This is a genomic window from Actinoalloteichus sp. GBA129-24 (genome assembly GCF_001941645.1).
Classification (GTDB): domain Bacteria; phylum Actinomycetota; class Actinomycetes; order Mycobacteriales; family Pseudonocardiaceae; genus Actinoalloteichus_A; species Actinoalloteichus_A fjordicus.
Window position 1 is genome coordinate 2884111 of sequence record NZ_CP016077.1, and the last position, 25058, is coordinate 2909168.

At 71.7% G+C, this 25058-nt stretch carries 20 protein-coding genes; 13 read left to right on the forward strand and 7 right to left on the reverse strand.

What is annotated here, in order from left to right:
* Positions 1 to 33 precede the first annotated feature (33 nt).
* The 3 genes from UA75_RS12890 to UA75_RS12900 all read left to right on the forward strand — a co-directional run bounded on the left by UA75_RS12890 (position 34) and on the right by UA75_RS12900 (position 4202).
* Entirely contained in the window at positions 34 to 843 is an 810-nt protein-coding gene (locus UA75_RS12890; protein WP_075740446.1) for a methyltransferase domain-containing protein, read from the forward strand.
* Positions 844 to 1021: 178 nt separating this feature from the next.
* The gene (locus UA75_RS12895; protein ID WP_075740447.1) at positions 1022 to 2530 is read left to right on the forward strand and encodes a carboxylesterase/lipase family protein; all 1509 of its coding nucleotides are present in this window, start codon (positions 1022 to 1024) and stop codon (positions 2528 to 2530) included.
* Between the two features lie 370 nt (positions 2531 to 2900).
* Positions 2901 to 4202: a sensor histidine kinase gene (locus UA75_RS12900; protein WP_075740448.1), complete on the forward strand. Its 1302-nt coding sequence runs from the start codon at positions 2901 to 2903 to the stop codon at positions 4200 to 4202.
* Positions 4203 to 4266: 64 nt separating this feature from the next.
* Here UA75_RS12900 and UA75_RS12905 read toward each other — a convergent pair whose 3' ends face one another.
* A complete protein-coding gene (locus UA75_RS12905) occupies positions 4267 to 4905 on the reverse strand; it encodes a response regulator transcription factor (protein WP_075740449.1) in 639 nt (212 codons plus the stop codon).
* 324 nt (positions 4906 to 5229) lie between these two features.
* On the opposite strand from UA75_RS12905, the gene lanKC reads away from it, so the two are divergent.
* The 7 genes from lanKC to hisG all read left to right on the forward strand — a co-directional run bounded on the left by lanKC (position 5230) and on the right by hisG (position 13781).
* Complete coding sequence (lanKC, locus tag UA75_RS12910) at positions 5230 to 7887, forward strand: class III lanthionine synthetase LanKC (RefSeq protein ID WP_075740450.1); 2658 nt, start codon at positions 5230 to 5232, stop codon at positions 7885 to 7887.
* Positions 7884 to 7988 (forward strand): class III lanthipeptide, encoded by a 105-nt coding sequence (locus UA75_RS33820; protein ID WP_198043007.1) that lies wholly within the window; start codon positions 7884 to 7886, stop codon positions 7986 to 7988. Before lanKC ends, UA75_RS33820 begins: the two co-directional genes overlap by 4 nt.
* Before the next feature lie 92 nt (positions 7989 to 8080).
* Positions 8081 to 9613, forward strand: coding sequence for an MFS transporter (locus UA75_RS12915; protein ID WP_075740451.1), 1533 nt, complete (start codon positions 8081 to 8083; stop codon positions 9611 to 9613).
* Positions 9610 to 11991: a prolyl oligopeptidase family serine peptidase gene (locus tag UA75_RS12920; protein WP_075740452.1), complete on the forward strand. Its 2382-nt coding sequence runs from the start codon at positions 9610 to 9612 to the stop codon at positions 11989 to 11991. Before UA75_RS12915 ends, UA75_RS12920 begins: the two co-directional genes overlap by 4 nt.
* Positions 11988 to 12320, forward strand: a complete 333-nt coding sequence (locus tag UA75_RS12925) for a hypothetical protein (RefSeq protein WP_075740453.1) — start codon at positions 11988 to 11990, stop codon at positions 12318 to 12320. The genes UA75_RS12920 and UA75_RS12925 overlap by 4 nt, the downstream gene beginning before the upstream one ends.
* A 334-nt stretch (positions 12321 to 12654) precedes the next feature.
* The gene (locus UA75_RS12930; protein ID WP_075743751.1) at positions 12655 to 12918 is read left to right on the forward strand and encodes a phosphoribosyl-ATP diphosphatase; all 264 of its coding nucleotides are present in this window, start codon (positions 12655 to 12657) and stop codon (positions 12916 to 12918) included.
* 17 nt (positions 12919 to 12935) lie between these two features.
* Positions 12936 to 13781, forward strand: coding sequence for an ATP phosphoribosyltransferase (gene hisG, locus UA75_RS12935; protein WP_075740454.1), 846 nt, complete (start codon positions 12936 to 12938; stop codon positions 13779 to 13781).
* A 166-nt stretch (positions 13782 to 13947) separates the two neighbouring features.
* Here the strand turns inward: hisG and add are convergent, their stop codons facing one another.
* Positions 13948 to 14982, reverse strand: coding sequence for an adenosine deaminase (gene add / locus UA75_RS12940; RefSeq protein WP_075740455.1), 1035 nt, complete (start codon positions 14980 to 14982; stop codon positions 13948 to 13950).
* A 529-nt stretch (positions 14983 to 15511) separates the two neighbouring features.
* On the opposite strand from add, the gene UA75_RS12945 reads away from it, so the two are divergent.
* Positions 15512 to 15823 carry an antibiotic biosynthesis monooxygenase family protein gene (locus tag UA75_RS12945; RefSeq protein WP_075740456.1) on the forward strand — a complete coding sequence of 104 codons (312 nt, stop codon included), beginning with the start codon at positions 15512 to 15514 and terminating at the stop codon, positions 15821 to 15823.
* 95 nt (positions 15824 to 15918) lie between these two features.
* Here UA75_RS12945 and UA75_RS12950 read toward each other — a convergent pair whose 3' ends face one another.
* Together UA75_RS12950 and UA75_RS12955 are read right to left on the reverse strand one after the other, a co-directional pair.
* Complete coding sequence (locus UA75_RS12950; protein ID WP_232251194.1) at positions 15919 to 17925, reverse strand: ABC1 kinase family protein; 2007 nt, start codon at positions 17923 to 17925, stop codon at positions 15919 to 15921.
* Positions 17926 to 18076: 151 nt separating this feature from the next.
* Positions 18077 to 18970, reverse strand: coding sequence for a RecB family exonuclease (locus UA75_RS12955; protein WP_075740458.1), 894 nt, complete (start codon positions 18968 to 18970; stop codon positions 18077 to 18079).
* A gap of 408 nt (positions 18971 to 19378) precedes the next feature.
* Between UA75_RS12955 and UA75_RS12960 the strand changes: the two genes are divergently transcribed.
* Together UA75_RS12960 and UA75_RS12965 are read left to right on the forward strand one after the other, a co-directional pair.
* On the forward strand, positions 19379 to 20509 hold the full coding sequence (locus UA75_RS12960; protein WP_075740459.1) for a site-2 protease family protein: 1131 nt from the start codon (positions 19379 to 19381) through the stop codon (positions 20507 to 20509).
* 219 nt (positions 20510 to 20728) lie between these two features.
* Complete coding sequence (locus tag UA75_RS12965; RefSeq protein WP_075743752.1) at positions 20729 to 21562, forward strand: tRNA (adenine-N1)-methyltransferase; 834 nt, start codon at positions 20729 to 20731, stop codon at positions 21560 to 21562.
* 138 nt (positions 21563 to 21700) lie between these two features.
* Here the strand turns inward: UA75_RS12965 and UA75_RS32800 are convergent, their stop codons facing one another.
* From UA75_RS32800 to UA75_RS12985, 3 genes are all read right to left on the reverse strand, one after another.
* A complete protein-coding gene (locus UA75_RS32800; RefSeq protein WP_157434149.1) occupies positions 21701 to 22528 on the reverse strand; it encodes a hypothetical protein in 828 nt (275 codons plus the stop codon).
* A gap of 504 nt (positions 22529 to 23032) precedes the next feature.
* Positions 23033 to 23866 carry a hypothetical protein gene (locus UA75_RS12980; protein ID WP_075740462.1) on the reverse strand — a complete coding sequence of 278 codons (834 nt, stop codon included), beginning with the start codon at positions 23864 to 23866 and terminating at the stop codon, positions 23033 to 23035.
* A gap of 263 nt (positions 23867 to 24129) precedes the next feature.
* Entirely contained in the window at positions 24130 to 24846 is a 717-nt protein-coding gene (locus tag UA75_RS12985) for a DUF4878 domain-containing protein (protein WP_075740463.1), read from the reverse strand.
* Positions 24847 to 25058: the final 212 nt, after the last annotated feature.

The window sequence follows — 25058 nt, forward strand, 5'->3', positions numbered from 1 at the left end:
GTCGGGGCGCGGGACGAACGACGGGGAGGGCCCATGACCGCAGAGGCTGATCAGTATGTGCACGGACACCACGACTCGGTGCTGCGGTCCCATCGATGGCGGACGGCGGCCAACTCCGCCGGCTATCTGCTGGATCGGCTGCGGCCCGGCCTCGATCTGCTCGACGTCGGATGCGGTCCCGGCACGATCACCGTCGAGCTGGCCGAGCGGGTGGCTCCCGGCCGGGTCGTCGCAGTCGACGTGGCACCCGTCGCGATCGCGGCCACCCGAGCATTGGCCGAGGATCGCGGTCTGACCGACCTCGAGGTGCGTGCCGACGACGTCTACGCGCTCGATCTGCCGGACGACGCCGTGGACGTAGTCCATGCACACCAGGTGTTGCAGCATCTCGCCGATCCGGTCGGCGCGCTGCGGGAGATGCGTCGGGTGTGCCGCCCCGGTGGACTGGTCGCCGTCCGCGACGCCGACTACGCCGCGATGACCTGGTTCCCTGAGCCGCTTGCGATGCGGGAGTGGCGCTCGGTCTATCGCCGCGTCGCCCGTGCCGCGGGCGGCGAGCCGGACGCGGGCCGTCGACTGTCCTCCTGGGCTCGCCAGGCCGGGTTCACCGACGTCACCGCCACCGCCTCCACCTGGTGCTATGCCGATCCGGACGACCGGGCCTGGTGGAGCGGCCTGTGGGCCGAGCGCATGACCGAGTCCACCGTGGCCGCCCGCGCGCGCCACGAGGGGCACGCGACGGAGGCGGAGCTGCAGCGGATCGCGGCGGGTTGGCGGGAGTGGGCCGAGGACGACGGCGCCTGGTTCGCCGTCCTGCACGGCGAGGTGCTCTGCCGGGCCTGAGGCCGACCGGCCGACGGTCCTCGGCCCGCCGTCGGTCGTCGGCTCGGACGGGCTGCGCCGACGCGGGCGCCCATCGGCCCGGCGGGCACGGAAATCGAGCTGCCTTCGACGCGTGCGCCCGGTTACAGTGCCCAATCGTCGTCCGTCGACCGGCGGTGGCGAAGACGGGGGGATCGGAATGGACGACCTCGTCGCCACCTCCGCCGGTCGGGTGCGCGGCATCGCCCGCTCGCCGGAGGTGCTCGCCTTCCTCGGCATCCCCTACGCGGCCCCGCCCTTCGGTGCGGACCGCTTCCGGGCGCCCCGCCCCGCCGCCGGGTGGGCCGGAGTCCGCGACGCTCGGTCCTTCGGGCCCGTCGCGCCGCAGTCCGCGCGGCTGCCCGGCATGCCGACCTGGTCGCCGGGCGACGAGGACGTCCTCACGGTGAACGTCTGGACGCGCCGGCCCGCCGCCGACCGCCCGCCGTCGCCGGTCCTGTGCTGGCTGCACGGCGGGGCGTTCACCTTCGGGTCGGCGGCCCAGCCCGACTTCGACGGGACGACGTTGGCCTCGGCCGGACTCGTGGTGGTCACGTGCAATTACCGGCTGGGCTTCGAGGGCTTCGGGCGGCTCGCGGGATTCCCGGACGATCGAGGGCTGCTCGACCAGCTCGCCGCACTGCACTGGGTTCGAGACGAGATCGCGGCGTTCGGCGGCGATCCCGATCAGGTCACCCTCGCGGGCCAGTCGGCGGGCGCGACCTCGGCGGCCTGCCTGCTGGGGCTGCCCGAGGTACGCGGGCTGTTCCGCCGAGTGATCGCCCACAGTCCCGTCGGGGTGCGTTTCACTCGTGACGCTGCCGACGACGTCGCCGAGCGGATCGCCGCCGTGGCCGGGCTGCCCTCGGTGACTCGCCTGTCCGAGGCATCGCCGCAGACGCTCGTCGCCGCCTCCGACGCGGTGTCGGCCGCCTGCCGTGCGGACCCGGCCGAGGGCCGCCGGTACTACGATTCGGTCCTCTACGGCCCGGTGCCCGCCGACGGCGGGGCCGATGCGCTGCTCGCCGCGTCCCCGGAGGAGCAGCTGCGCACGGGCCTCGCTTCCGACGTCGACCTGCTGGTCTGCCGCACGGCGGACGAGCACTGGCTGCTGCACGCGGTTGACGGCGTGCCGTCGGTGGTCGACGAGGCGGGCTTCGCCGACTTCGTCGCGGCGATGGGCATTCCCGAGGAGATCGTCCTCGGCCTGCGTCGGCGTCGGCCTGCGGCCTCGATCGTCGAGTCCTATCTCGACGTGTTCGGTGAGTTCGTCGTCGGCAGGCCCGCCGCCCGGCTGATCGAGGAGCACGTCGGGGCAGGCGGTCGAGCCTGGTCGGCTCGCTTCGCCCGCCGCCTCGGTCCCGGCGGCCCGGTTCCGGCCTGGCACAACGCCGACCTCCCGTTCGCCTTCGGCAATCTCGACGTGCCGGGGGCGCACTTCCTGATCGGCGGTCCGCCGGGCGAGGCAGACCGGGCACTGTCGCGTCGGATGACGGCGTCCTGGGTCGGTTTCGCGACCGACGGAGATCCCGGCTGGCCCGCCGTGCCCGCCGCCGTCGGGCCATCGCCGACCCGGATCTGGCAGACGCCGCACGACTCGCTCGACCGCCGAGCCGACGACGGCGCCGTCCGGCGCGATACGGTCCGGCCGAACGACACCGCGGGCTGACGGGCACCGGAGCCCGGACACGGAGCGTGTCGGACTCGGTCGAGGAGTGGGCGCGGCCCGGTCGTCGGGTCTGTGGTGCCGAGGCCGGTCCACCCTGTCGAACACCGCGCATGGGGACGTTTCAGCAGGTGGAATGTCCCGCCGTAGATCCCCTCCCGTGATCCTCGACCCCCTCGCCGCCAGGTCCGTCGAGGCCTGCCCCGTACCGGCCGTGATCACCGTGTGTGCTCGGCGGACGTCCCGGACGCGACCGCATCACGAATAGACGTCGGTGCGTCGACAGATCGGCACGGCCGGTCACGGCCCGGTTACCGTTCGACTCGCCGGTGGGGGCTGGCCGACCGGCGGCGGTCCGGGGAGATGGTGCGGGATGAGCCGGTTCACGTCCTGGTGGGGGCATGCGGCGAGACTCCGACGGTTACGAGGCCTGGCGCCCGGCGGCACTCTCGGCTGGCTCGACCCTCGCTACATGCTCTCCAAACCGGGGGAGGAGCGGGCCCGCCGCTTCATCGCCGTGCTCCTGTTCGGTCAGCGGGCCAGCTATCTGCTGCCCGCCCTGGCCGCGTCGCAGGCCGCGAGCTATCACGCCGTCGTCCTCAACGGACTGCTGCTCGCCTGCGCCTTCGGCTGGAACGTCCTCATGGCCGCTGGGATCGGGCGGCGCGGCTGGTTCACCCACGGCATGGTCGCCGTCGACGTCCTGATCGGCTGCGTGCTGCTGGCGGCGGTCACCCGCAACTGTCTGCCGGGCACGGAGTTCACCTCGGTCAACTGGTCGTCGAAGTACGTGCTGGGCACGGCGGCGCTCATCGGGGCGACGCTGGCCCCGAGAGCGGCGATCCTCGTGTCGCTCGCCCCGATGATCGCCTACGTCTGGGCGTTGAGCGGCGGGGGTGCCTCCTTCGCGGTCACGCCGAACATGATCGGCCACCTCAACTCCTGCCTCTGGTTCGGACTGCTGCTGCACTACATGCGCCGTTACCTCTCAGCGCAGTCGCGCATCCTCGACGAGGCCTCGCAGCGCAGGCTCGCGACCGAGGTCGCCAAGGCCGCCGATCAGGCGCGCTTCCACGAGCGCATCGCCCACTACCGCGCCCTGCACGACACGGCGCTGGCGACCCTGACCGCCATCGCACGCGGCGGGCTCGACCATCGCACGGATCAGGTGCGGCGGCGGTGCGCCAAGGATGCCGACTACATCCGGCGGCTGATCGTCGAGGACTCCGCGGGCGGCTTCACCGGCCTCGGCGACAAACTCGCCGAGGTCATCGCCGACGCGGAGGGGCTCGGGCTGCGCGTGCACTACCTGCCGGGCACCCTGCCCGGTCATCTTCCCCGACATGTCGTCGAGGCCGTCGCCGACGCCTGCCGGGAGGGGCTCAACAACGTCGCCCGGCATGCCCGCTCACCCGAGGCGTGGGTGACCGTCGACTGGGAGGACGCCGAACTCACCCTGCGAGTCGTCGACCGGGGCGTCGGCTTCGATCCGGACACCACGCCGAGGGGCCTCGGGCTCGGCCGCTCGGTGATCGATCGCATGCAGGAGGTCGGCGGCCGCGTGGAGTTGTTCTCGATGTTCGGCGAGGGAACCTGTCTGGAACTCTCGTGGCGGCAGGAGATCCGGCCCGCCCTGGCGACGACGGGAGTCGCCGGAGCCCGGTCGCGCCAGTGAGGACCGGGGCTCCGTCGCCGCGCACCGGCGGCGGAGCAGACCCGGCGACGGCGGCCGGTCCGTCTCAGCTCAGCGGATAGCGGGCGAGGCCGTCCTCACGGACCCGGTTGGCCAGGTCCAGCTTGGTGTAGGTGGCGCGGCCCAGTTCGCGGTACTTCTCCTTCACCTTCGCGAGGTACTTCTTCGCGGTCGCAGGCTGCACCCCGGCGCGTCGTGCCGCCGCCGTCAACGTCATCCCGGAGGCGTAGGCGACGAGCACGGCCCGCTCCTGCGCGGCCAGGCGGGGTCGTTCCGGCCTGGTGTCTCGAGACCATGAGTAGGCGAGTTCGGTGGAGTAGACGGTCTCCCCGGCCGCGACCTGTCGGATCGCGTCGGCCAGCACGTCGAGCGCGTGATCCTTGGTGAGGTAGCCCAGCGCCCCCGCCCGGACGACGTCCACCCCGTGCTCGACGTGCGGCACCACGCTGGCCACCAGGACCTGGACGTCGGCCGTGACCAGACGGCGGACGTTCTCGACGGGATCGGAGCGGTCGGCGAGCAGCAGGTCCAGCACCACCACCTGCGGGCGGGCTCCCGGTGCGGCCAGGAGTTCGTCCACCGTGCGCATCGTGCCGAGCAGCCGCAGGTCGGGCACGGACGACAACCAGGCGGCCAGCCCGTCCAACAGCATCTGGTCGTCGTCGACGAACGAGACCGTGATCATGCGGCGTCGATGTCGTCGGGACACGGGCCCTCGTCGTTCTCGCCGTGTGACGGCAGCGGTGCAGACCCGGATCGCCGTTCGCTCCCCATCGAACCCCCCTGTTCGCGGAATCGCGCGCTTCGATTCCCTGGAGCATAGGCGGTCCTGCACGAATTCCACGAGTGATCGGGCTGATTCGCGATAATTCGCCTAGCGGTCCCGCCCGCATCGCGTCAACACCTCCGAAAAGGGGGCTGGGAAGGCCTTCCCGACTCCCGCAGGATCAGCATCGTCCGGTCGAGAAGAGGCCGAGATCCGAGGAACGCCGATCCGGGGGGAGCCACGATGCGCGAGTTCTGGCTGATGTTCGCCAGCAGCGAGTATTACCTCCCGCTGGACCAGCTCGCCGACCCCGGAACCCGATACCGGCCCGCCACGGTGCCGCCGGACTGGACGGCGACGCCGCTGGACTGCTGGCTCGCCTGGTCGGCGCCCGACGTGCGCTCGGTGGAACAGGGCTGGAAGATCCACGTCTCCAGTGCGCTGCCGGACGCCCAGACCACGCTGGACGTGGTCGCCGAGATCTGTTTCGAAGAACGCGTTCGATTCAAGCACCTCGCCGCGGAACAGTTCTTCCTCGCGTTACATCACAAGCACGGACCTCGTCCACAGGCGGGGAAGTTCTGCGCGCTCTATCCCCCCGACGTCGAGACCGCACGGCACCTGATGGATCGACTCGTCGAACGACGGCGAGAAGCCGAGGCGCCGCACATCCTCACCGACCGGCGCTATCGCGACTCGACCTCGGTTCATTACCGATACGGCGGATTCTCGCCGCGCGCCAGGCTGCTCTCCGACGGCACCCGTCAGTCGCTGCTTCTCGACGGCACGGGACAGGCGATCGCCGACGAGCGGCAGCCCTACTTCACCCTGCCCCCGGGAGTGACCGACCCCTTCGTGACGGAGTCCGGACCCGATCATCAGGGCTCCGTGGTCCTCGCCGGTCGGTACCGCGTCGAGAAGGCGATCCGGCACAGCAACGCGGGCGGCAGCTACCAGGCGGTGGACGAGCGGAGCGGCCGCACGGTGTTCGTCAAGGAGGCCCGCGCACACAACGGGCTGACCTGGGACGGGATCGAAGCACAGACCCGCCTTCGCCGGGAACACCGCACTCTCGTCGAGCTGCACGCTGCCGATCCGGGCCTCGCCCCGGAGCCGATCGACTACTTCCGTGCGTGGGAGCACGAGTTCATGGTCACCGAGCACGTGCCCGGCACCCCGATGGTGACCTGGAGCGGCACCTACAACCGGCTGATCAGGCCCGCGACCACGCCAGAGGATCGGCTCGCCTATGTCAGGCGGGCTCACGGCGTCCTCACCGAGCTGCGCAGCATCATGGACCGGCTGCGCGCCGTGGGCAGGCGGTTCGGCGACCTCAGCCCCGGCAACGTGCTGATCGACTCGGATGACGCCGTGCGGCTGGTGGACTTCGAGGCCACGGCGCTGCTCACCGACCCGGAGATTCAGCTCGGCACCGAGGGCTTCTCACCGCCGAGGACCCTGGTCGCCGAGGGGGTGGACTCGGACTCCTACGGGTTCGCCGCCCTGGCCCTGCTCCTGTTGTTCCCGCTCCAACGGCTCATGGAGATCGACGGCGCGGGCCGCGTCGAACTGCTCACCCGCGATCTCGGCCTCGACGACGTCGCGGCGTCCCCCGCCGACGAGCTGTGGGGTGCCGCGCTGCGGTACTACGACACCACCACCCGCACCGTCTCCGCCGCGGCGGCGACCGCTTCCGGCGCGGCAGGGGAGGGGATTCCCGCGCTGGTGGCCGCCGCTCGTGCGCACCGCCCCCTGCCAGGACCGGCGGACCTCGACGAGCGGCCGATCGAGTCGCTGCTGGCACTCTCCGAGGACCTCGCCGCCGGAATACTCGCGATGGCGCGCCCCGAACGAGACGACTGGCTCTTCCCGCCGTCTCCCGGCGGATACCGCACCAACACGGTGTGCGTCGCCTACGGCACGGCGGGGGTCCTGCACGCGCTGCACCACGCGGGCACGACCGTGCCCGAGGAGATCCGCGTCCGGTTCCGTCGGGACGCCCTCGCGGTGCGGGACGAGCTCGCCCCCGGCCTGCACGTCGGGACGGCAGGCCTGTCCTGGGTGCTCGCCGAACTCGGCGAACTGGACGAGGCACGCGAACTGATCGACCACGCGCAACGGCATGTACTGACCCGCGAGTCGATCAACCTGGAGGGCGGTGCCGCAGGCGTCGGCCTCGCCCAGCTCGCCCTGCATCGTCGGACCGGCGACGAGAAGCAGCTGCTGGCCGCCGCGGACCTGGGCGAGTGGCTCTGCGAACTCGACGACCCGGTCGGGCTGTTGGGACGAATCCTGCCCGGACTGCTGCGCGGCCGCAGCGGGGTGGCCCTGTTCTTGCATCAACTGGCCGTGGAGACCGGTGAGGACCGGTTCCGGCGCGCGGGCCTCGACCTGATCCACGCCGAGCTCGACGGGGTCGTGCAGACCCCGAACGGTGATCTGTCCTTCGAGGAGCGTGCCGAGATGCGCAGACAGCTGCCCTACCTCGGGGCCGGTTCGGCAGGCGTCGCCCTCGTGCTGGGCCGATATGCCGCCGACGACGAACGCTGCCGGACCATGCTGCCCGGCATCGCCGCCGACTGCGCGGTGAGCTGTGCGATCGACCCCGGCCTCTACCAGGGCCTGGCGGGCGGCGCCTACGCCTGGTCCGAGCACGCCGACCGAGCAGGCGCGGGGCGCGAGGCAGCACGGGACACCGCGCTCCGACTGGCCACCGGCCTCGTCAAGTACGTCGTGCGGCACCGCGACGGACTCCGGGTCCTCGGCGGCTCCGTCACCCGATTCACGGCCGACCTGCACAGCGGCTCGGCAGGTGTGCTGCTGGCCCTGCACCGCGTCGTGCACGGCCCCGCCGACCAGTTCTTCACCCTCGACGAACGGAGAGGAGGTGACATGACATGACCGAGATCCTCGCGCTTCAGCAGCTCGTCGACGACAGCGACAGCGAGTTGGTTCCCTGCAGCTCCGTCAGCGTGGTCTGCAGCAACGACAACATCCAGTGATGTTCCTGCGGTGAACCACCGACCCCGCGGGACTCGGCCCCACCACCGAGCCCCGCGGGGTCCGCCGCGACACAGCGGCAGAGAGGACCGAGATGCGACGCGACCTGCGGCTGTACTGGATCGGTCAGAGCAGCACGAGCGTCGGCTCCGCCTTCACTGCTGTGGCCATTCCCCTGATCGCCGTGCAGACGGTCGGGGCGACCGGCGTCCAGATGGGGCTGCTCACCGCCGCGAGCAGTCTCAGCGTCCTGTTGTTCGGCCTGCCACTGGCCACGCTCGCCGATCGGCTGCCCCGGAAGCGACCGTGGCTGATCGGCGCGGAACTCGTCGCCGCAGCCGCCGTCGGCGTCGTCGCGCTCGGCGTCGCCGGGAACTGGGTCGACGTCGGGCTGCTCGCCGCGTTCGCCTTCGTCCTCGGCTGCCTGGGCGCCCTCACCGAGGCCGTCTACTTCGCCCACCTCGGCAGCATCGTGGACCGCGACGGCCAGACCAGGGCACGCGCACACCTGCAGAGCGGGGAGTTCGTCGGCGACCTGACCGGCCGAGGACTCGCCGGTCCGCTCATCGCGATCACCGGTCCGGTCGGCGCCCTGCTCGTCAACATCGGCACCCGCCTGATCAGTGCACTGTGCCTGGTGCGGATCGCCGCCCCGGAACGGCCGACGTCCCCCACGGGCAGGCGAGTGCGCCCGGCCGACCTGCTGGCAGGCTTCCGAGCGATCGGCGACAGCCCGTACCTGCGCAGGCTCGCACCGTTCCTCGCGGTCAGCCAGGTGATGCGGGGAATGGTCGCAGCGCTGACGGCGCTCTTCGTGCTCACGGTCCTGGAGGTTCCCGCTCTCTGGTACGGCGCCCTGTTCGTGGTCAGCGGCCTGTGCGGACTGGCGGGCAGCCTCGTCGCGGCCCGGCTCGCCGACCGGGTCGTCCCGCAGCGGCTGGCCACCGTCGGCTTCGCGGGAGTCGCCGCCACCACCGCCCTGCTGCCGCTCGCCTCGGGACCGCTGCCGCTGGCGATGGCGGTGGCGGCCTTCGGGCTGGGCCTGCCGATCTTCTGCGGGGCCGTGGCCAACGTGGGCATGGTCGGCTTCGCGGGTCGGGAGCTGGGGGAGGAGGTGCTGGGCCGGTTCTCGGCGAGCTTTCAACTCGTCGGCACCCTCGCCTTCATCCTCGGCTCGGTGGCCGCAGGTCTCCTCTCCGAGATCATCGGAATCCGTCCGACGTTGTGGGCTGCCGTCGTCATCGGTCTGCTCGCCCTGATCCTGCTGCCCGCCGCTCGGCACGGCGCCGGGCCCCAGACGGCGGCGCCCCGGACTGCGACGCCCCGGCCTGAGACCTCCCAGTCGGACACCTCCCAGTCGGAGACCTCCCAGTCTGAGACGTCTCAGACTGCGACGCCCCGCACCGAGCCGGACCGGACTGTTCAGCCGCAGGCGGCGGCACCTCGGACCACGGCTGCCCGCCGGACCGGCACCGGACCCGATGCAGTCGTTCCCCGCTCCGCCTCCGCCTCGCCGGCTGCCGAGACGACTCGGTCGACAGCCTGGGACGGCGATCCCGATCGACGGGCCGTCGCCGAGAGCCCGACCACCACGGCGGCGGACAACCGCCCCGAGGTCGCCCGATGAACGCCTACCCGCCCGCCCCCCGAGGCACGGAGGTCGACGTGCTGCACGGGCGCGTCGTGCCCGATCCGTATCGGAGCCTGGAGCACGAGACCGGGGACACCGCGGAGTGGACTGCCGCGCAGGGGCGGCTCGTCGACGCCTACTTCCGTGACTGCCGGGTGCGCAGGCGGTTCGCCGATCGGCTCGAGGAGTCGGACGTGCGACCGGAGCCCACGTCGATGCGGTTCGGCGACCGCGAGTTCCTGCCCCCGTCGGGCGACGGCGCGGACGGCGGGCTGAGAATGCGCCGTGCCGACGGGTCGGTCGTGACCGTCTGCGACCCGAGGGAGATCGATCCCGTCGGCCACCCGGTGCTGGACCGCTTCGCGCCGTCCCCCGACGGCCGCGTGGTGGCGTGTCAGCTCTCCCGGCGAGGCGTCGAGTACGGGGCGATCCTGGTGATCGACGCCGACACCGGCACGATCCTCGACGGCCCGGTCGGACCGACGCGGTACTCCTCCATCGCCTGGCTGCCCGACTGCTCCGCCTTCTTCTACGTGTCGCAGGAGCCTGCGTCCGTCGCGTCGGCGGGTACCCGCCCCGTCGTCGCACTGCACCGACTCGACAGCCGACGCGCGGCGAGGCCCGCGCGCGGCGCGGGACTCGCCGCCCGCGAACCGACGTCGCAGGCAGGCGGCTTGGACGCGGTCCGCGTCCCCGAGAACTCCGGCGCGACCCGGCCGGGTGTCGAGACGCCGATCACGGCCGAACCGGACGTGGTGCCCGCAGGTCTCCTGGCCGCGATCACCGTGGCGACCGAGGGAGCCGCCGCGATCTCACTGCGGATCGACCGGGGCCGGTGGCTCCTGCTGCACTGCGGGTCTGCCGCAGGCGGCGGCAACCGAGTCTGGCTGGCCGACCTCGCCGATCCCACCGCGTTCGCCGACCCCGTCCGCCCCCTGATCCGCTGCGTCACCGAGGGGATCGACGCGCGCACCCACGCCGAGATCGGACCGGACGGCCTGCTGTATCTGCTGACCACACACCGCGCGCCGAACCGGCGGTTGTGTCGTGTCGAGCCTGCGGACCCGCATCCCGAGCACTGGCGGGAGGTGGTGCCCGCGCTGCCCGACGCGACGCTGGCCTCGGTGACCCTCCTCGAGGGCACACCCGTGCTGCTCGTCCTCCGGCTGCTGGGCGGCGCCCACGAGGCAGCCCTGCATGACCGGGCGACCGGGCGGCGGCTCAGGACGATCACGCTGCCGGGGCCAGGTCGGGTCGGGCAGATCGTCGAGACCGGGCATCGGGAGGTCCGGTTCGTCTACACGGACTTCGTCACGCCGCCGACCCGGCTGCGCTGCGACCTCGTCACCGGCTTCTGTCGGCCGACCACCCGGCAGGCGAGCCGACCGAGTCCCGCGACGGCCGTCCGACAGGTCCGGTATCGCTCGGCCGACGGCACCCCGGTCCGCCTGTTCCTGCTCGGCAGGACCGCCGACCTCGCGGTGCGGCCCCGCCACCCCCTGCCCACCCTGCTCACCGCCTACGGCGGCTTCGGCATCCCCACCGTGCCCGCCTACGACCCGGAGCTGCTCGCCTGGGTGGCCGAAGGCGGCCTCGTGGCGATCGCCTGCGTGCGCGGCGGCGGTGACGAGGGTGCGGCCTGGCATCGGGCGGGGAGGTCGGAGCGGAAGCAGAACACCTTCGACGACCTCCACGCCGCCGCCGAGTGGCTGATCGCGGACGGACACACCTCGCCGGACCGGCTCGGCCTGCTGGGGTCGAGCAACGGCGGTCTCCTCGTCGGCACGGCGATCACCCAGCGCCCCGACCTGTTCGCCGCAGGGGTCGCGCGGGGAGCGGTGCTGGACATGATCCGTTCCGAGCAGTTCGGCCTCGGCCCGCTCTGGCGCGGCGAGTACGGCAGCGTCCGTGACGAGTCCCAGTTCCTGGCGCTGCTGGCCTACTCGCCGTACCACCGGGTTCGCCCGGGCATCGGGTATCCCGCGACGCTCTTCGTCGTCGCCGACGGGGACACCAGAGTGCATCCGATGCACGCCCGCAAGACGTGTGCGGCGATGCAGCACGCGGACCCCGCAGGCAGGCCGGTCCTCTTGCGCGCCCTGCCCGATGCCGGACATGTCGAGCACTCGCGGCACCGTGCGGCCGCCGTCGCCGCCGAGACCCTCGCCTTCCTCGCCAGGGAGACGGGTCTCCTCGGGGCGGCGGGCTTCGCCGAGGCGGCCGGGCCGGTTCGGGGGGCGGGCTCCTCGGGGGAGACGGGTCTCGCCGCATCGCCGTCCGGCCGCCCGCCCCGACGAGCCGGGGCGCATCAGGACTCCTCGACGGGGCTTCCGTCGAGGTCGTCACACCGGAACACTAGGAGGGAAACACCATGAACAGTGTGCGACGCGCACTCGTCTCGACCGCGTTGGCGGGGGCCATGGCACTCGGCGGCACAGCGATCGCCTCGGCCGCTCCCGCCATCACGGCGGCGCCCGGCGCCTCGTCGGTGTCCGCTGCCGAGACGACCGCTGCCGCCGGGTGGTTCACCGGCTACGGCTCCGGCGCGATCGAGTTCCTCGCCGTGTTCCAGGCCGAGAATCAGGCCTACCAGTGGGCCTGGATTCACGGCGGCTTCGAGCGCTGGCAGTGCAGTGTCACCAGCACTCAGGTCACCCCGTTCCTCAACGGGTTCAACGCGCAGGTGACGGTGTACTGCTTCTGATCCGTCTCGATCGGAGCCTGCCCGACGAAAGGCGTCACCCGACGGGGGCGGGCGTGCCGGGCCGGTACCAGAGCGCAAGATCTCCGTAGGCGCGGCTCGGACACCGACGGTGTGTCCGAGCCGCGTTTCGTTCGTGGTCGAGGCGGCCCCGTGCCGCCTGGTCTCGGGCCGGACGATCAGTGTGCTGCTCCAGGGCCTGGTTCGGGGCGGGTGCCCTCGATTCGTCGCCGGGCCGCGCCCGCAGCCTGCCCAGCACGGCGAGTCGCGGCCCGCAGGGCTCGGACACCGGGGTGAGCGGGGCGGCTTCCGGGCCGGGATGCGAGGATCGGGCCTCGTGAAGACGTTCGACGAGCTGTTCGCGGAACTACGTGATCGCGCCGCCACCCGTCCTGCGGGTTCCGGCACCGTCGCCGCCCTGGATGCCGGGGTCCATGCGCAGGGCAAGAAGGTGCTGGAAGAGGCGGGCGAGGTCTGGATCGCGGCCGAGCATGAGTCCGACGAGCGACTCGCCGAGGAGATCTCCCAGCTTCTCTACCGCCTTCAGGTGTTGATGATCGGTCGTGGGATCGACACCGCCGACGTATACCGCCACCTGTGAGCCGGAGGAGTCACCACATGTTGCGTGTCGCCATCCCCAACAAGGGCTCCCTCGCCGAGAAGGCGTCGGAGATGCTGGCCGAGGCGGGCTACCGCCGCAGGCCCGGCCCCAAGGACCTCACCGTGCTCGACACGGTCAACGAGGTCGAGTTCTTCTTCCTTCGACCCAAGGACATCGCCGTCTACGTCGGCTCCGGCCGACTGGACATGGGAATCACCGGTCGTGACCTGGCCCTGGACTCCGAGGCGCCGGTCAGGGAACGGCTGGGTCTCGGCTTCGGCGGCTCCACCTTCCGCTACGCCGCGCCCGCAGGCCGAGAGTGGACGGTCGCCGACCTCGCGGGAAGGCGGATCGCCACCTCCTATCCTCGGCTGGTCCGCAGCGACCTCCTTCGGCACGGCGTGGAGGCCGAGGTCATCCGCCTGGAAGGCGCGGTGGAGATCTCGGTGCAGCTCGACGTCGCCGACGCGGTCGCCGACGTCGTGGAGTCGGGTGTCACCCTGCGCCAACACGGCCTGGTGGCCTTCGGCGCACCGATCTGCGTCTCCGAGGCGGTACTGCTGGAAGGCGTGGACGCCGAGGACAACCCGGCCAGGGCGCAGCTCGCCGCCCGGCTGCAGGGTGTGGTGATCGCGCAGCAGTATCTGATGCTCGACTACAACTGCCCGGCGGCGCTGCTGCCGGAGGCGATCCACGTCGCTCCCGGCCTGGAGTCGCCGACGGTCTCCACGCTGGCCGAACAGGACTGGAACGCGGTACGCGTGATGGTGCCCAGGAAGCAGGCCAACGAGGTGATGGATCAGCTCGCCGTCCTCGGTGCCAAGGCGATCCTCGCCTCGGACATCCGCTTCTGTCGGCTGTGACGACGCGCCCCGCGCTCCGACCGGGCGCGGGCGGTGCTCCGCTCACCTCCGGTGGGCACGCACCGCTTGCGGAAGGCTGACGCCGCACCGTCGAGCGAAGTCATGCCGGGCGGACCGGCCGTGACCAGGTCGTACTCGGACCTGGTCACGGCCTGCGTCGTTCAGATCAGATCTCGCCTGCCTGCCAGCGGGCGACCACCGCGCCGATCTCCGCGTGCAGGGCGGCCTTGCGCTCCGCAGGCAGGAAGGACGCGGTGACGCCGTTGCGGGCCAGCAGCGCGAGCTGTTCCGGGGCCAGACCGATCTCGTGCGCGGTGCGGTACTCGTTGGTCAGGTCGGTGCCGAACATCGGCGGGTCGTCGGAGTTGAGCGTGACGAAGACGCCCTCGGCGAGCATCTGCGGCAGCGGGTGCTCCGCTGCGGTCGCGACCATGCGGGTCGCGACGTTCGAGGTCGGCGAGACGTCGACCGGGAGCTGCGTGTCGCGCAGGTAGGCGACCAGTTCCGGGTCCTGCATACTCCCGATGCCGTGTCCGATGCGCTCGGCGTGCAGGGTGCGGATGGCCGACCAGACGCGGTCCGGGCCGTGCGTCTCGCCCGCGTGCGGGAGGCTGTGCAGCCCGGCTGCCCTCGCCTTGGCGAAGATGTCGACGAACGGGTCTCGCTCGACCTCGATGCCGCCGACGCCGAAACCGATCACGGAGTCCGGACCGACGTCGAGGACCTCCTTGAGCGTCTGCTCGCCCGCCTCGACGCCGTAGTGACCCGGGAAGTCGGGAATCCAGGTCAGCGTGATCCCGTGCTCCTGCTCGGCCTGTCTGCGCCCCGCCTCGATCCCCGCGAAGACGACCTCGGCGGGCACGTCGCGCTCCAGATGGTTGAGCAGGCTGAGATGGACCTCGGCGTGCCGGACGTTCTGGCGGGCGAGGTTGCGCGCGGTCTCCAACGTGAGCAGCGCGAAGTCCTCCTCGTCCCGCAGCGCCTGCACCGACGTCAGGTACACGTCGATGAAGTGCGGGAAGTCGCGGAACGCGTACCACTCGCGCAACGCGTCCAGGGTGGCGGGCACGGCGGGCAGGTCGTGTTTGCGCGCCAGCGTCAGCAGGGTGGTCGGGGCGATCGAGCCCTCGAGGTGGACGTGGAGTTCGACCTTGGGCAGCGCGTCGATCAAGGTGTGGACGGAGCGGGTGGACTCGGGCATGACGAAGCTCCCTGACCGGGTGGGGGTGGAGTGAGTGTCTGCGAGACGAGCGGCGCGACGAACGGCCTGCTCGTCGCCGGTTCAGGGTGCGAGGTCTCCGCGTTCGTGATCCTCCCCGTACAGGGGCAGAGGAGGCGGCTCGGGGAACGGACGCATGCCCCGCACTGTAGCCGGCCGGTCTGTCTCGTGTCACTCGTCTTCGGAGATCGCGCGAGCGGCGTCCGGGGAGTCTGCCTGCCCCCGAGGCGATCTCGGCGGGCGGCAGGCTTCGGCGGGACGGTGTGGCCGACGGGCGCCGACCTGCCTGCCGACGTCTGGCGGCGGCACGGAGTCCGGCCGGCGACGAGCACGCGCCGGTATCGGAGCAGCCGCGCAGTCCGCTTCGAGGGCCGCTCGCGGCGGCGGAGATCGAGCATGCCGATCCGTGCGGCGTCGCTCGTCGTCGCGGTCGTCGTGCGGGATGCGGCGCCGTCGCCCCCTCGCGCGAGACTCGGTCTCCCCGCCATGTCGACCGAGCAAGGACAACGTGATGATCCTCGAAGCCGCCACCCTCGACGTGATCCCCGACCGCGAGGCCGAGTTCGAACTCGCCTTCGCCCAGGCGCGACCGCTCATCTCCGCGTCGCCGGGCTTCCTCGGCCTCGATCTGAGCCGATGTCTGGAGCAGCCGGGGCGCTACCTGCTGCTCGTCCGGTGGGCCACCTTGGAGGATCACACGGTCGGCTTCCGGCAGGGGCCGGACTACCCGAGGTGGCGCGAGCTGCTGCACCACTTCTACGACCCGTTCCCCACCGTCGAGCACTACGCGTCGGTGCTGCCCGACGTGGCGGCTGTCCACTGACACCCGAGCTGACATCCGAGGCGTCCTCGCGGTGGGCGCCTCGGCTCGGCGGCGTGATCGCGGCAGGTCGTCCGCCGGACGGATGCAGGCCGAGGTCAGAGTCGACTCGCCGGGTCCCGACCTCGATCGGTACGGAAGATCGACACCAGCACCCGGAGCACGAGCACCGAGGCGATGACGAGCAGGCAGTAGCCGAACACGGCATACAGCGACAGTTCGCTCCCCAACACCTGCGGCCCGCCCTGCAGTCCGAGCAGCATCACCGCGATCAGGCCGCTGGTGATGCCGAGCAGGGTCAACAGGACCTGGTGCACCAGACCGGTGGCGAAGCGGCGATCCCGCTCGTCGGCGAACAGCCGCACGTTGATGCTCAGCCTGCCCTGCTCCAGCGAATCGGAGATCCGGTCCAGGCGCCGGGGCAGTCTGCGCAGCATGGGCAGCATGGCGAGCAGCTCGCCCTTGACCGTCTCCCGAACCGAGCCTGCGGTGCCCTGGGAGGCCAGCGCCTGCTCCCCGAAGGTCCGTGCCTCGGCGACCAGGTCGAACCGGGGCAGCAGGACCTGCAGGGTGCCTTCGAGGGTGCCCAGCGCCCGCGCCACGGCGGCGAGCTGCGGCGGCACCGCGAGGCCGTGGCGCGACACGATGCCGAAGAGGTCGACGAACATCTGGGCGGACGGCGTCATGCCCGCGCTGAGATGGCGGGCCATGAACTGGCCGAGTGCTCGCTCCAGCCGCTGTTCGTCCACGTCGTCGGGACGTTCCACCACCGCCAGCAGCGCGTCGGCCACCATCGAGGCGTTGCCCGTGTTCAACCCGAGCAACAGCTGGGCCAGCGAGTCCTTGGTGAGGCCGTCGAGCCTGCCCACCGAGCCGAAGTCCAGCAGCCCGATTCGGCCTGTCTCGGTCACCATGACGTTGCCCGGATGCGGGTCGGCGTGGAAAACCCCGTCGAACATGATCTGCCGCAGCACGCAGTGCAGCAGCGAACGAGCCAGTTCGGCACGGTCCCAGCCCGCCTCGTCGATCATCGAGCCCGATCGCCGCAGCGACCGGCCGGGCAGCCGGTCCATCACCAGCACCCGCTCGCCGGACAGCTCCTCGTGCGGGACCGGGTACAGCACGCTCGTGTCGGCTCGGAGCCGAGCGGCCGCGCCCACCGCCGCCATGTTGCCCGCCTCGATGCGGAAGTCCAGCTCCTCGCGCAGCGCCTCGGCGAAACCCTGGGTCAGCTCCGCGACCCCCAGCGACCGACCCCAGCGAGTGCCGTTCTGGAGCGAACGGCCCAGCCGGGTGACGATGTCGAGATCCCGCTCCACCGTGGTCCTGATCCCCGGTCGCTGGACCTTGACGATCACCTCCTCGCCGGTGCGCAGCCGAGCCACGTACACCTGCGCGATCGACGCCGCCGCGAGCGGCTCCTGGTCGAACTCGGCGAAGACCTCCTGGACCGGTCTGCCCAGCTCGGCGACCAGAACCTCCTCGACCTGCTCCCACGGCGCCGCGCTCGCCCGGTCCTGCAGGCCTGCCAGCTCCTCGACGAACTCCGGCGGGAGGAGATCCTGCCGAGTCGACAGCACCTGGCCCAGCTTGACGAAGGTCACGCCGCCCTCGTCGAGGGCGGCGCGCAGCGAGCGGGCCAGCCGCTGCCTGCCACCCACCGAGGACGGTGCGGCGTCACCGCGACCGCGCAGATACGGGCCCAGTCCATGTCGGACGGCGATCGTGCTCAGACGGGTGTAACGGCTGGTCCTGGCGATACGTCGCCGCAGCGCGGGCAGCCACTCCATCACTCGGGGCACCGAACCGCTCGGCACGAACGCCTCGGCCAGCACGAGGAAGATCATCGCGGCCAGCACGGCGCAGGCGGTCGCGAGGACGAGCAGGAGCAACGCCACGCCCTCACCCTGCTCGAGCGAGGAGCCCACGATCAGGCTCACCAGTGGGCCGCCGATGGTCAGCGCGAGCAGCCCGGCCGCCACCGCGCGGAACCGACTGAAGCGAATACCGAGGAGGCGACGCGCCATCGTGCCGAACAAGAAGACCAGCCCGATGAACGTCACCGTCGCCACGATGGCGAGCATGAGTGCCCCTCTCGACGACACGTGAGAACGATCCGCTCTGTCCGTCGAGGCACCGACCCTCCGGTCGAGCCGCGCCACGGGCCGGAGCTGCCCGGCACCTCGACGCGGTCTGCCAGCCGCCGAACCCGGCAGGCCTGCCCGGCCGCTCGCCGAGCCCGCCCGCAGCCGGCGGTCAGTCGGCGCGGTCCAACGGGGTCTCGTCGGGTGCGACCGGCTCCGGCCAGCCGGGATAGGTCGGGGGAGTCCCGCCGAACTCAGGACAGAACGCCTGATGATCGCACCAGTCGCACAGCCTGCTGCGGTTGGGGCGGAAGTCGCCGGTACGACCGGCGCGCAGAATGGCCTGCCAGATCGCGTCGAGGGTGCGCTCGAAGCGGCGCAGTTCGGCCTCGTCGGGCGTGTAGGACAGGGACTGCCGATCGGCCAGGTACATCAGCCGGAGCTGGCGGGGTACCACGCCGCGCAGCCGCCACAGGGCCAGGGCGTAGAACTTCATCTGGAAGAGGGCCTTGCCCTCGCCGATCGCACGCGGCGCCGCGCCGGTCTTGTAGTCCACCACCCGGATCTCGCCGGTCGGGGCGACGTCGATGCGGTCGATGTAGCCGCGCAGCAGCACGCCGGAGTCGAGTTCGGTCTCCACCAGCAGCTCACAGGCCTCCGGCTCCAGCCGTCGCGGGTCCTCGAGTTCGAAGTAGCCCGCCAGCAGCCGTCGCGCCGAACCGAGCCACTCCGCGAGCGCGGGATCGTCCGGCCCGGTGAACAACGCGGTCCAGGCAGGCTGATCGGCGGACAGCTCCTGCCAGCAGGGCTCGAGCAGGGCCTCGGCGCGTTCTGGCAGCCGCTCGTCGATCGGCAGCGCGAAGAGCCGTTCCAGGACGGCGTGGACGACCGTTCCTCGGACCTGTGCCTTCGTCGGCTTCTCCGGGAGCCGATCGACCGCCCGGAAGCGATACAGCAGGGGACACTGCTTGAAGTCGCCTGCCCGAGAGGGCGACAGCGCAGGTCTCCTGACGGTGCCCGTGGAACGTCGGCCCGCGTCGATGCTCGTGCCCGCCGTGTCGGTCATGCAGCGCACCCTAGGTCACCCGGCCGACGGTCCGACCGCGACGCGAGGCGCGTGACCGAGCCGGATGCGACCTCGGCGTCGTCCACTGCGCCGGGACGACCGGCGCGCGCGCCCGGCCGGTCGGGCACCGAGCGCCCGGCGGGCCGCCACACCGAGACGGGGACACCGAGACGGGGATGTCGAGGGGCGGGGACGCCGAGACGGGGATGTCGAGACAGGCCTGTGCTGTGTTCGGCCGTGCCGCCCTGGTCTTCGGCGTCGTCCTCGACCTCCGCCGGGTTCCCGTGGTGCCGGGCCTCGTCGGGGTGCCGGGCCGAGGGCCCGCTCGACCACCGGGGTACCGGGCCTCGGCGGCGCTGGGCGACCCGATGCACTGCCGCCTCACCCCCGGGGTTCTAGGCTGCCTAGATGCCCGCCGCCAGCAGACCCGCCCCGTCAGCGGGTTCGGTGTCGGGACTGCTGCTGCTCCGAGTGAGCGGCGTGCCGGTCCTGCTGGCCCCGTCCTGGTGGCTGATCTCCCTGTTGATCGTCGCCCTGTACACGCCGTTGGTGCGCAGACTGCTCCCGGACACCGGGCTGGTCACCTCGGCACTCCTCGCGGCGGCGTTCGCCCTCCTGCTGGGCGTCTCGGTGCTGCTTCACGAACTGGGACACTGTTTCGTGGCACTGCGCCTCGGCCTGCCGGTCCGCCGCATCCGACTCCAGTTCCTCGGCGGTGTGGCCGAACTCGTCCGGACCCCCGCCAGGGCGGGGCAGGAAGGGCTGATCGCGGCGGCAGGCCCGGCGGTGTCGCTCGCCCTCGCCGCCTTCTTCGCGGGTCTTCTGCCGATCATCGAGCCGCGCGGGGTGCTCTGGCTGCTCGTCGTCCAGGTCGCCGTCGCCAACGCCGTCGTCGGGGCCTTCAACCTGCTGCCCGGTCTGCCGCTCGACGGGGGACGGGTCCTGCGGGCGGCGGTCTGGGCGGTCAGCGGCCGACGGGTGACTGGTACCAGGGCGGCGGCGGTCGGCGGGACGCTGGTCGCGGTGCTGCTCGCCTGGTGGGCTGCGGCAGGCCTCCTCGCGGGCAGCGACGACCGCTGGCTGCGGCTGGGCGCCTGCGTGATCATGATCTGGTTCATCGCGATGGGGATCAGCGCCGAACTCGCGGTCACCGGCAGGCGGGTCTGGCCGCCGGAGCTGCGGCTTGCGGAGCTGACCCGACCGGTGTTGCAGCTCCCCTCCGAGAGCCCGGTGGCCGACGCGCTGGCCGCCTCGGCCGGGCGCGGCGTCGTACTGGTGCGGGCCGACGGGGTCGCCGTCGGCCTGCTGGATCGCCGGGCGGCCGAGGAGCTGGCGGTCGTCTCGCCGTCCTCTCCTGCCGAGTACGCGACCGAGGCGATCACGGCGGAGAACGTCGTCCTGGACTCGGAGTCGGGGGAGGAGATCGCCGAGCGGGTGCTGAGCACCTCGGCCTGGCAGTTCCTCGTCGTCGACGCCGACGGGCGACCGTGCGGGGTGCTCCGCAGGGAGGAGCTGCGGGCGGCGCTCGACGCAGGCTGATCGACGGCTCCCGTCGGCCGGTGTCCGACCATGGACGAGGCGGTGCAGCGGGCGATCGGGAGGTTCCGCGCGGCAGACGGCCGCCGGTCTGCGACCATCAGCGCCGCCGCACGCCGTGCGGCGCACTCGCGGAGCCGACGCCCGATCCTCCTCCCGGCGAGCAGGAACGGCGGGGATCGACGCGGCTTCCCCCAGATCATCGCAGGAGGTTCGACACCAGTGAGCAGCGTCAGCGGCCCGTTCCAGATCGGCGACCGGGTACAGCTCACCGACCCCAAGGGCAGGCACTACACCGTGGTGCTCGAAGAGGGCGGCGAGTACCACACCCATCGAGGGAGACTGGCTCATGACGCGCTCATCGGCGCCCCGGAGGGCTCGGTCGTGACGTCGGCGGGCGGCGGGACCTCCTATCTCGCGCTGCGCCCTCGGCTGGCCGACTACACGCTCTCGATGCCCCGAGGCGCACAGGTCATCTATCCCAAGGACGCGGCGCAGATCTTGATGTGGGGGGACGTCTTCCCTGGCGCGCGAGTGCTGGAGGCAGGCGCAGGCTCCGGCGCACTGACGTGCTCGCTGCTGCGGGCCGTCGGCTCCGAGGGCTCGGTGACCTCCTACGAGATCCGGCAGGACCACGCCGATCATGCCGACCGCAACGTGCGGCGCTTCTTCGGTGACAAGCCGGACAACTGGTCGCTGCACGTCGCCGACCTGGCCGACTACGACGGCGGGCCCGTCGACCGCGTGATCCTGGACATGGTCGGGCCGTGGGAGATGCTCGACGTCGTCGCGGCGAACCTGATTCCCGGCGGCGTCCTCGTGGTGTACGTCGCCACCGTCACCCAGCTCTCCCGGATCACCGAGGCGCTGCGTGAGCAGCAGTGCTGGACCGAGCCGGAAGCCTGGGAGACGCTCGTCCGGCCCTGGCACGTCGTCGGTCTCGCGGTGCGGCCGGAGCACCGGATGGTCGCCCACACCGCCTTCCTGCTCACCGCGCGGCGGCTCGCCGACGGGGTGACCGCGCCGAGGCCGCAGCGGCGGCCGAGCAAGGGCTGACGCCGGTTCGCTCCACATCGGAGACGAGTCCCTGCCGGGACCGTCTTCGGCGACCGGAACCGTGAACGACGAACGGCGTCGCCGCGAGCGGAGTGCTCGGCGGCGACGCCGCGGGTCGCGATCGACGGTTCGGGAGGGTCAGTAGGTGGGGATGATCAGGGAGTTCTCGTCCACCCGGTAGTCACAGACCTTCCACTGGCCGTCCTCCGGCACCAGAGTGAAGTACATGGCCATCTCGGTCAGGTAGTCCGCCATCTCGGCGGGCACGTTGGTGTAGGAGATCAGCATCCGCGCCTCCGCCTCCCCCGGGCTGAGCTGCGCGACCGCGTCGACGGTGAAGGCGACCTCGATGGCGGCCAGCGACGGATCGATCGCACCGGGGTCCAGACCGGCGGCGAAGTCCTCGACGCCCGAGACGCCCAGCTCGTCCTGGTACTGCGTGCAGGTCATGTCGACGAACGTCTGGAAGTCCTCATTCGTCACGGCTTCGGCCAGCGTCTGGGCCGCCTGCTCCGGGCTTCCCGAGACACCGCCGCCACTGCCGTCCCCGCCACCGCCGTCGGACCGGCTGTCGCCAGGGGCGCCGGAGCCGCCCGCGTCGGTCGTGGCGCCGCCGTCGGAGTCGTCGCCGAGGACGAGCACGAGGACGACGATCAGGACGACGACGAGCACCCCGCCGCCGCCGAGGATCCAGGGCAGCGGGCTCTTCTTCGGCCCGCCGGGACCCCCCGACCCGGCGGGGTCGTACTGCGGACCGTAGCCGGGCTGCTGCCCGCCCCAACCTTGCTGTTGCCCGCTCCAACCCGGTTGCGGTCCGGGCTGCTGCTGGGGGAAGCCGCCGGACGGCGGGCCGCCGGGCTGGGGATACCCGCCGGGTTGCTGCGGGAAGCCGCCCGACTGCGGTCCGGGCTGCTGCTGCCAGCCGCCGGGCGGCCCGTACGGGCCTGGCTGAGGTGGCATGGACATGAAGATGTCTCCTACGACTGAGGAAGGTCGAGCCGACACCGAGCCGGTGCCCGCGATGCGCCGATCCGCATCCGATCCGGGCGGTGGCGTGCGGGCGACGCTATCGGGCGAGGTCGCGGGAATGGTGACTGGTTGCCGGTAAGTCGCCCGCTGATCGGCACGACGATTCTTCGAACCTGTCCTTGGTCGCTGGTGTCCCGTTGCGCGGGGCAGGAGTGGCGAGCTGCGTCGTCGTCGGTCATGACGACTCCGGGACGGCTTCCTCCGGTCGCCAGCAGCTCACCGACGCCGAGCTCCGCGCACGTTGGAGCGGGACCGAAGACGGACTCGCCGGAGCTGACCTCGAATGTCGGGAGTGGGTCGACTCGACCGGCTCGTCGACGGGCCGCACACCGTTGTTCGGCGCGACCCGCCGTGGCCGGTCGACCATGTCGGTGGAACGCGATCACGGCCGGGCTCGAGGACGAGCCCGGCCGTGATCGAGGGACGGCGACCGCGTCGGTCTCAGCCGAAGCTGCAGACCTTCCACTCGCCTTCGTCGACCAGTTCGATCGGCAGCTCATTGGTGAGCGCGATGCCCTGGTCCTCGGCGGTCTGCTCGATCTCCGGCGGCAGGCCGGTGAGGGAGAACTCGATCACGCCGGTGACGACGCCGTCGGCCGTGGGCTCCGACACCGAGGTGGCGGTGAACTGCGGCTGGGCATCGGCGATCTCCGGCGGCGCCCCTTCCATGAGGTCGAGTTCCGAGGCCTCGGCGTCTGACACCCGCTCCGCCTCGCAGATCAACGCGTTGGCGGCGATGTAGTCCTCTTCGGTCAGCGCGGCGGCGAAGGCGTCGGCCGTCGCCTGCGGTGACCCGGTGGCGAGTCCGCCGCCGTCCGGCAGTGTGCCTTCGTCGTCGGACGGGTCGGGACTCTCCTCGGTGGTGCTGCTCGTTCCGCCCGTGCCGGGCTGGGCGGCCTGCTCGTCGCCGTCGTCGCCGCCCAGAGTGAAGATGAGGACGGCCACGACGGCGATCAGGACGACGCCACTGCCCGCCAGAATCCAGGGCAGCGCGCTCTTCTTCGGGGGCCCGCCTTCGGGGCCGAAGCCGCCGGGCTGGCCGTACTGACCGGGCTGGCCGTACTGACCGGGACCCTGCTGACCGGGGCCGTACTGGCCGGGCTGACCGTAGCCCTGCTGACCGCCCGGTCCGTACTGCTGGGGGAAGCCGCCCGACTGGGGGCCGCCCTGCTGGGGATGTTGCTGGGGGAAGCCGCCGGACTGCGGGCCGCCCTGCTGGGGTTGCCAGCCTCCTTGCTGGCCGTACGGGCCGGGCTGTTGAGGCGGCATGGACATGTTCTCTCCTACGACTCACGGTGGTCTCGTCGACGTCTATCGGCAGAGCGCGCCGACCCGCATGACTGCGGCGTCGGTCCCGTGACTCACACACCTCTGCCGGGCGACCGTATCGGCCCATGAGGTGCTGGGTGGCCTCTTGCCAAAGAAGCATGGTGGGCAGTGAGAGAAATTCTCACGTGCACAGGCTGGAGACGCAGAATGCGGCCGGGCTCGTACGAGCCCGGCCGCATTCGTCAGCCGAGTTGATCAGACGATCTCGCTCAACCGGTCATGCCGCTCATGCCGCAGACTCGCCAGCCGTCCTCGTCGACAAGTTCGAGAGGGAAGGTCATCTCGTCCATGCTGCCTGCCAGCATCTCCTCCATCTCCGGGTCGAGGCCGTTGAAGCGGAAGCTCAGCTCGGCGGTGGCACTGCCGTCGGCAGGCTCGCTCACGTTGTCGACCGAGAACTCGACGGAGACGCCCTCGCCGAACTGAGCCGCCAGCTCGTCGGTCATCTCGGACATGGCCTCTTCGGCCTCGGCGAGCTCGCTGTCCTCAGCCCGGTCGGCTTCGCACATGAGTTCGTTGACACGCTGGTAGTCGCCGTCGTTGAACGCTGCGGTGAAGTCGTCCGCGGCCTGCTGGGGACTGCTCGAACCGCCCGCGCCACCACCACCCAGGGTGAAGATCAGCACGACGATGACGGCGATCACGACGACGCCGCCGCCCGCGAGGATCCAGGGCAGCGGGCTCTTCTTGGGCGCGCCGCCCTCGGGGCCGCCGAAGCCGTCAGGCTGCTGGCCGTAGGGCGCGCCGCCGGGCTGCTGGCCGAACTGTTCGGGCTGGCCGGGCTGCTGGCCGAACTGGGGCTGGCCGCCCTGCGGGCCCTGGCCGTACGGTCCGGGCTGCTGGCCGTACGGCGGCTGACCGCCCGGCTGGCCTTGCGGGCCCTGCTGTCCGCCGTAAGGGCCTTGGGGGTTGGGCGGGACGGTCATGACTTCTCCTCATACTGCTGCCTCATCGTGACCGGTCGGAGCTTAGCGACCGGCCGAACCTGCATGGTCACTCGGGACGCACGGTAGTTGCTTCGGCGTGCCGAATAGGCCTGTTCGGTGTATCCGGTCCCGCCGACCGGGCGTTTATGGGTCACACCCAGGAGCAACACCGCCAAGGACGGTGATCGCCGGTACCGTGGTATCCACCAGCA

Excerpts from the sequence above, each read along its gene's own strand:
- UA75_RS12890 (WP_075740446.1), top strand. The coding sequence starts at position 34 with ATGACCGCAGAGGCTGATCAGTATGTGCACGGACACCACGACTCGGTG.
- UA75_RS12895 (WP_075740447.1), top strand. The coding sequence starts at position 1,022 with ATGGACGACCTCGTCGCCACCTCCGCCGGTCGGGTGCGCGGCATCGCC.
- UA75_RS12900 (WP_075740448.1), top strand. The coding sequence starts at position 2,901 with ATGAGCCGGTTCACGTCCTGGTGGGGGCATGCGGCGAGACTCCGACGG.
- UA75_RS12905 (WP_075740449.1), bottom strand. The coding sequence starts at position 4,905 with ATGATCACGGTCTCGTTCGTCGACGACGACCAGATGCTGTTGGACGGG.
- lanKC (WP_075740450.1), top strand. The coding sequence starts at position 5,230 with ATGCGCGAGTTCTGGCTGATGTTCGCCAGCAGCGAGTATTACCTCCCG.
- UA75_RS33820 (WP_198043007.1), top strand. The coding sequence starts at position 7,884 with ATGACCGAGATCCTCGCGCTTCAGCAGCTCGTCGACGACAGCGACAGC.
- UA75_RS12915 (WP_075740451.1), top strand. The coding sequence starts at position 8,081 with ATGCGACGCGACCTGCGGCTGTACTGGATCGGTCAGAGCAGCACGAGC.
- UA75_RS12920 (WP_075740452.1), top strand. The coding sequence starts at position 9,610 with ATGAACGCCTACCCGCCCGCCCCCCGAGGCACGGAGGTCGACGTGCTG.
- UA75_RS12925 (WP_075740453.1), top strand. The coding sequence starts at position 11,988 with ATGAACAGTGTGCGACGCGCACTCGTCTCGACCGCGTTGGCGGGGGCC.
- hisG (WP_075740454.1), top strand. The coding sequence starts at position 12,936 with ATGTTGCGTGTCGCCATCCCCAACAAGGGCTCCCTCGCCGAGAAGGCG.
- add (WP_075740455.1), bottom strand. The coding sequence starts at position 14,982 with ATGCCCGAGTCCACCCGCTCCGTCCACACCTTGATCGACGCGCTGCCC.
- UA75_RS12945 (WP_075740456.1), top strand. The coding sequence starts at position 15,512 with ATGATCCTCGAAGCCGCCACCCTCGACGTGATCCCCGACCGCGAGGCC.
- UA75_RS12955 (WP_075740458.1), bottom strand. The coding sequence starts at position 18,970 with ATGACCGACACGGCGGGCACGAGCATCGACGCGGGCCGACGTTCCACG.
- UA75_RS12960 (WP_075740459.1), top strand. The coding sequence starts at position 19,379 with ATGCCCGCCGCCAGCAGACCCGCCCCGTCAGCGGGTTCGGTGTCGGGA.
- UA75_RS32800 (WP_157434149.1), bottom strand. The coding sequence starts at position 22,528 with ATGTCCATGCCACCTCAGCCAGGCCCGTACGGGCCGCCCGGCGGCTGG.
- UA75_RS12980 (WP_075740462.1), bottom strand. The coding sequence starts at position 23,866 with ATGTCCATGCCGCCTCAACAGCCCGGCCCGTACGGCCAGCAAGGAGGC.
- UA75_RS12985 (WP_075740463.1), bottom strand. The coding sequence starts at position 24,846 with ATGACCGTCCCGCCCAACCCCCAAGGCCCTTACGGCGGACAGCAGGGC.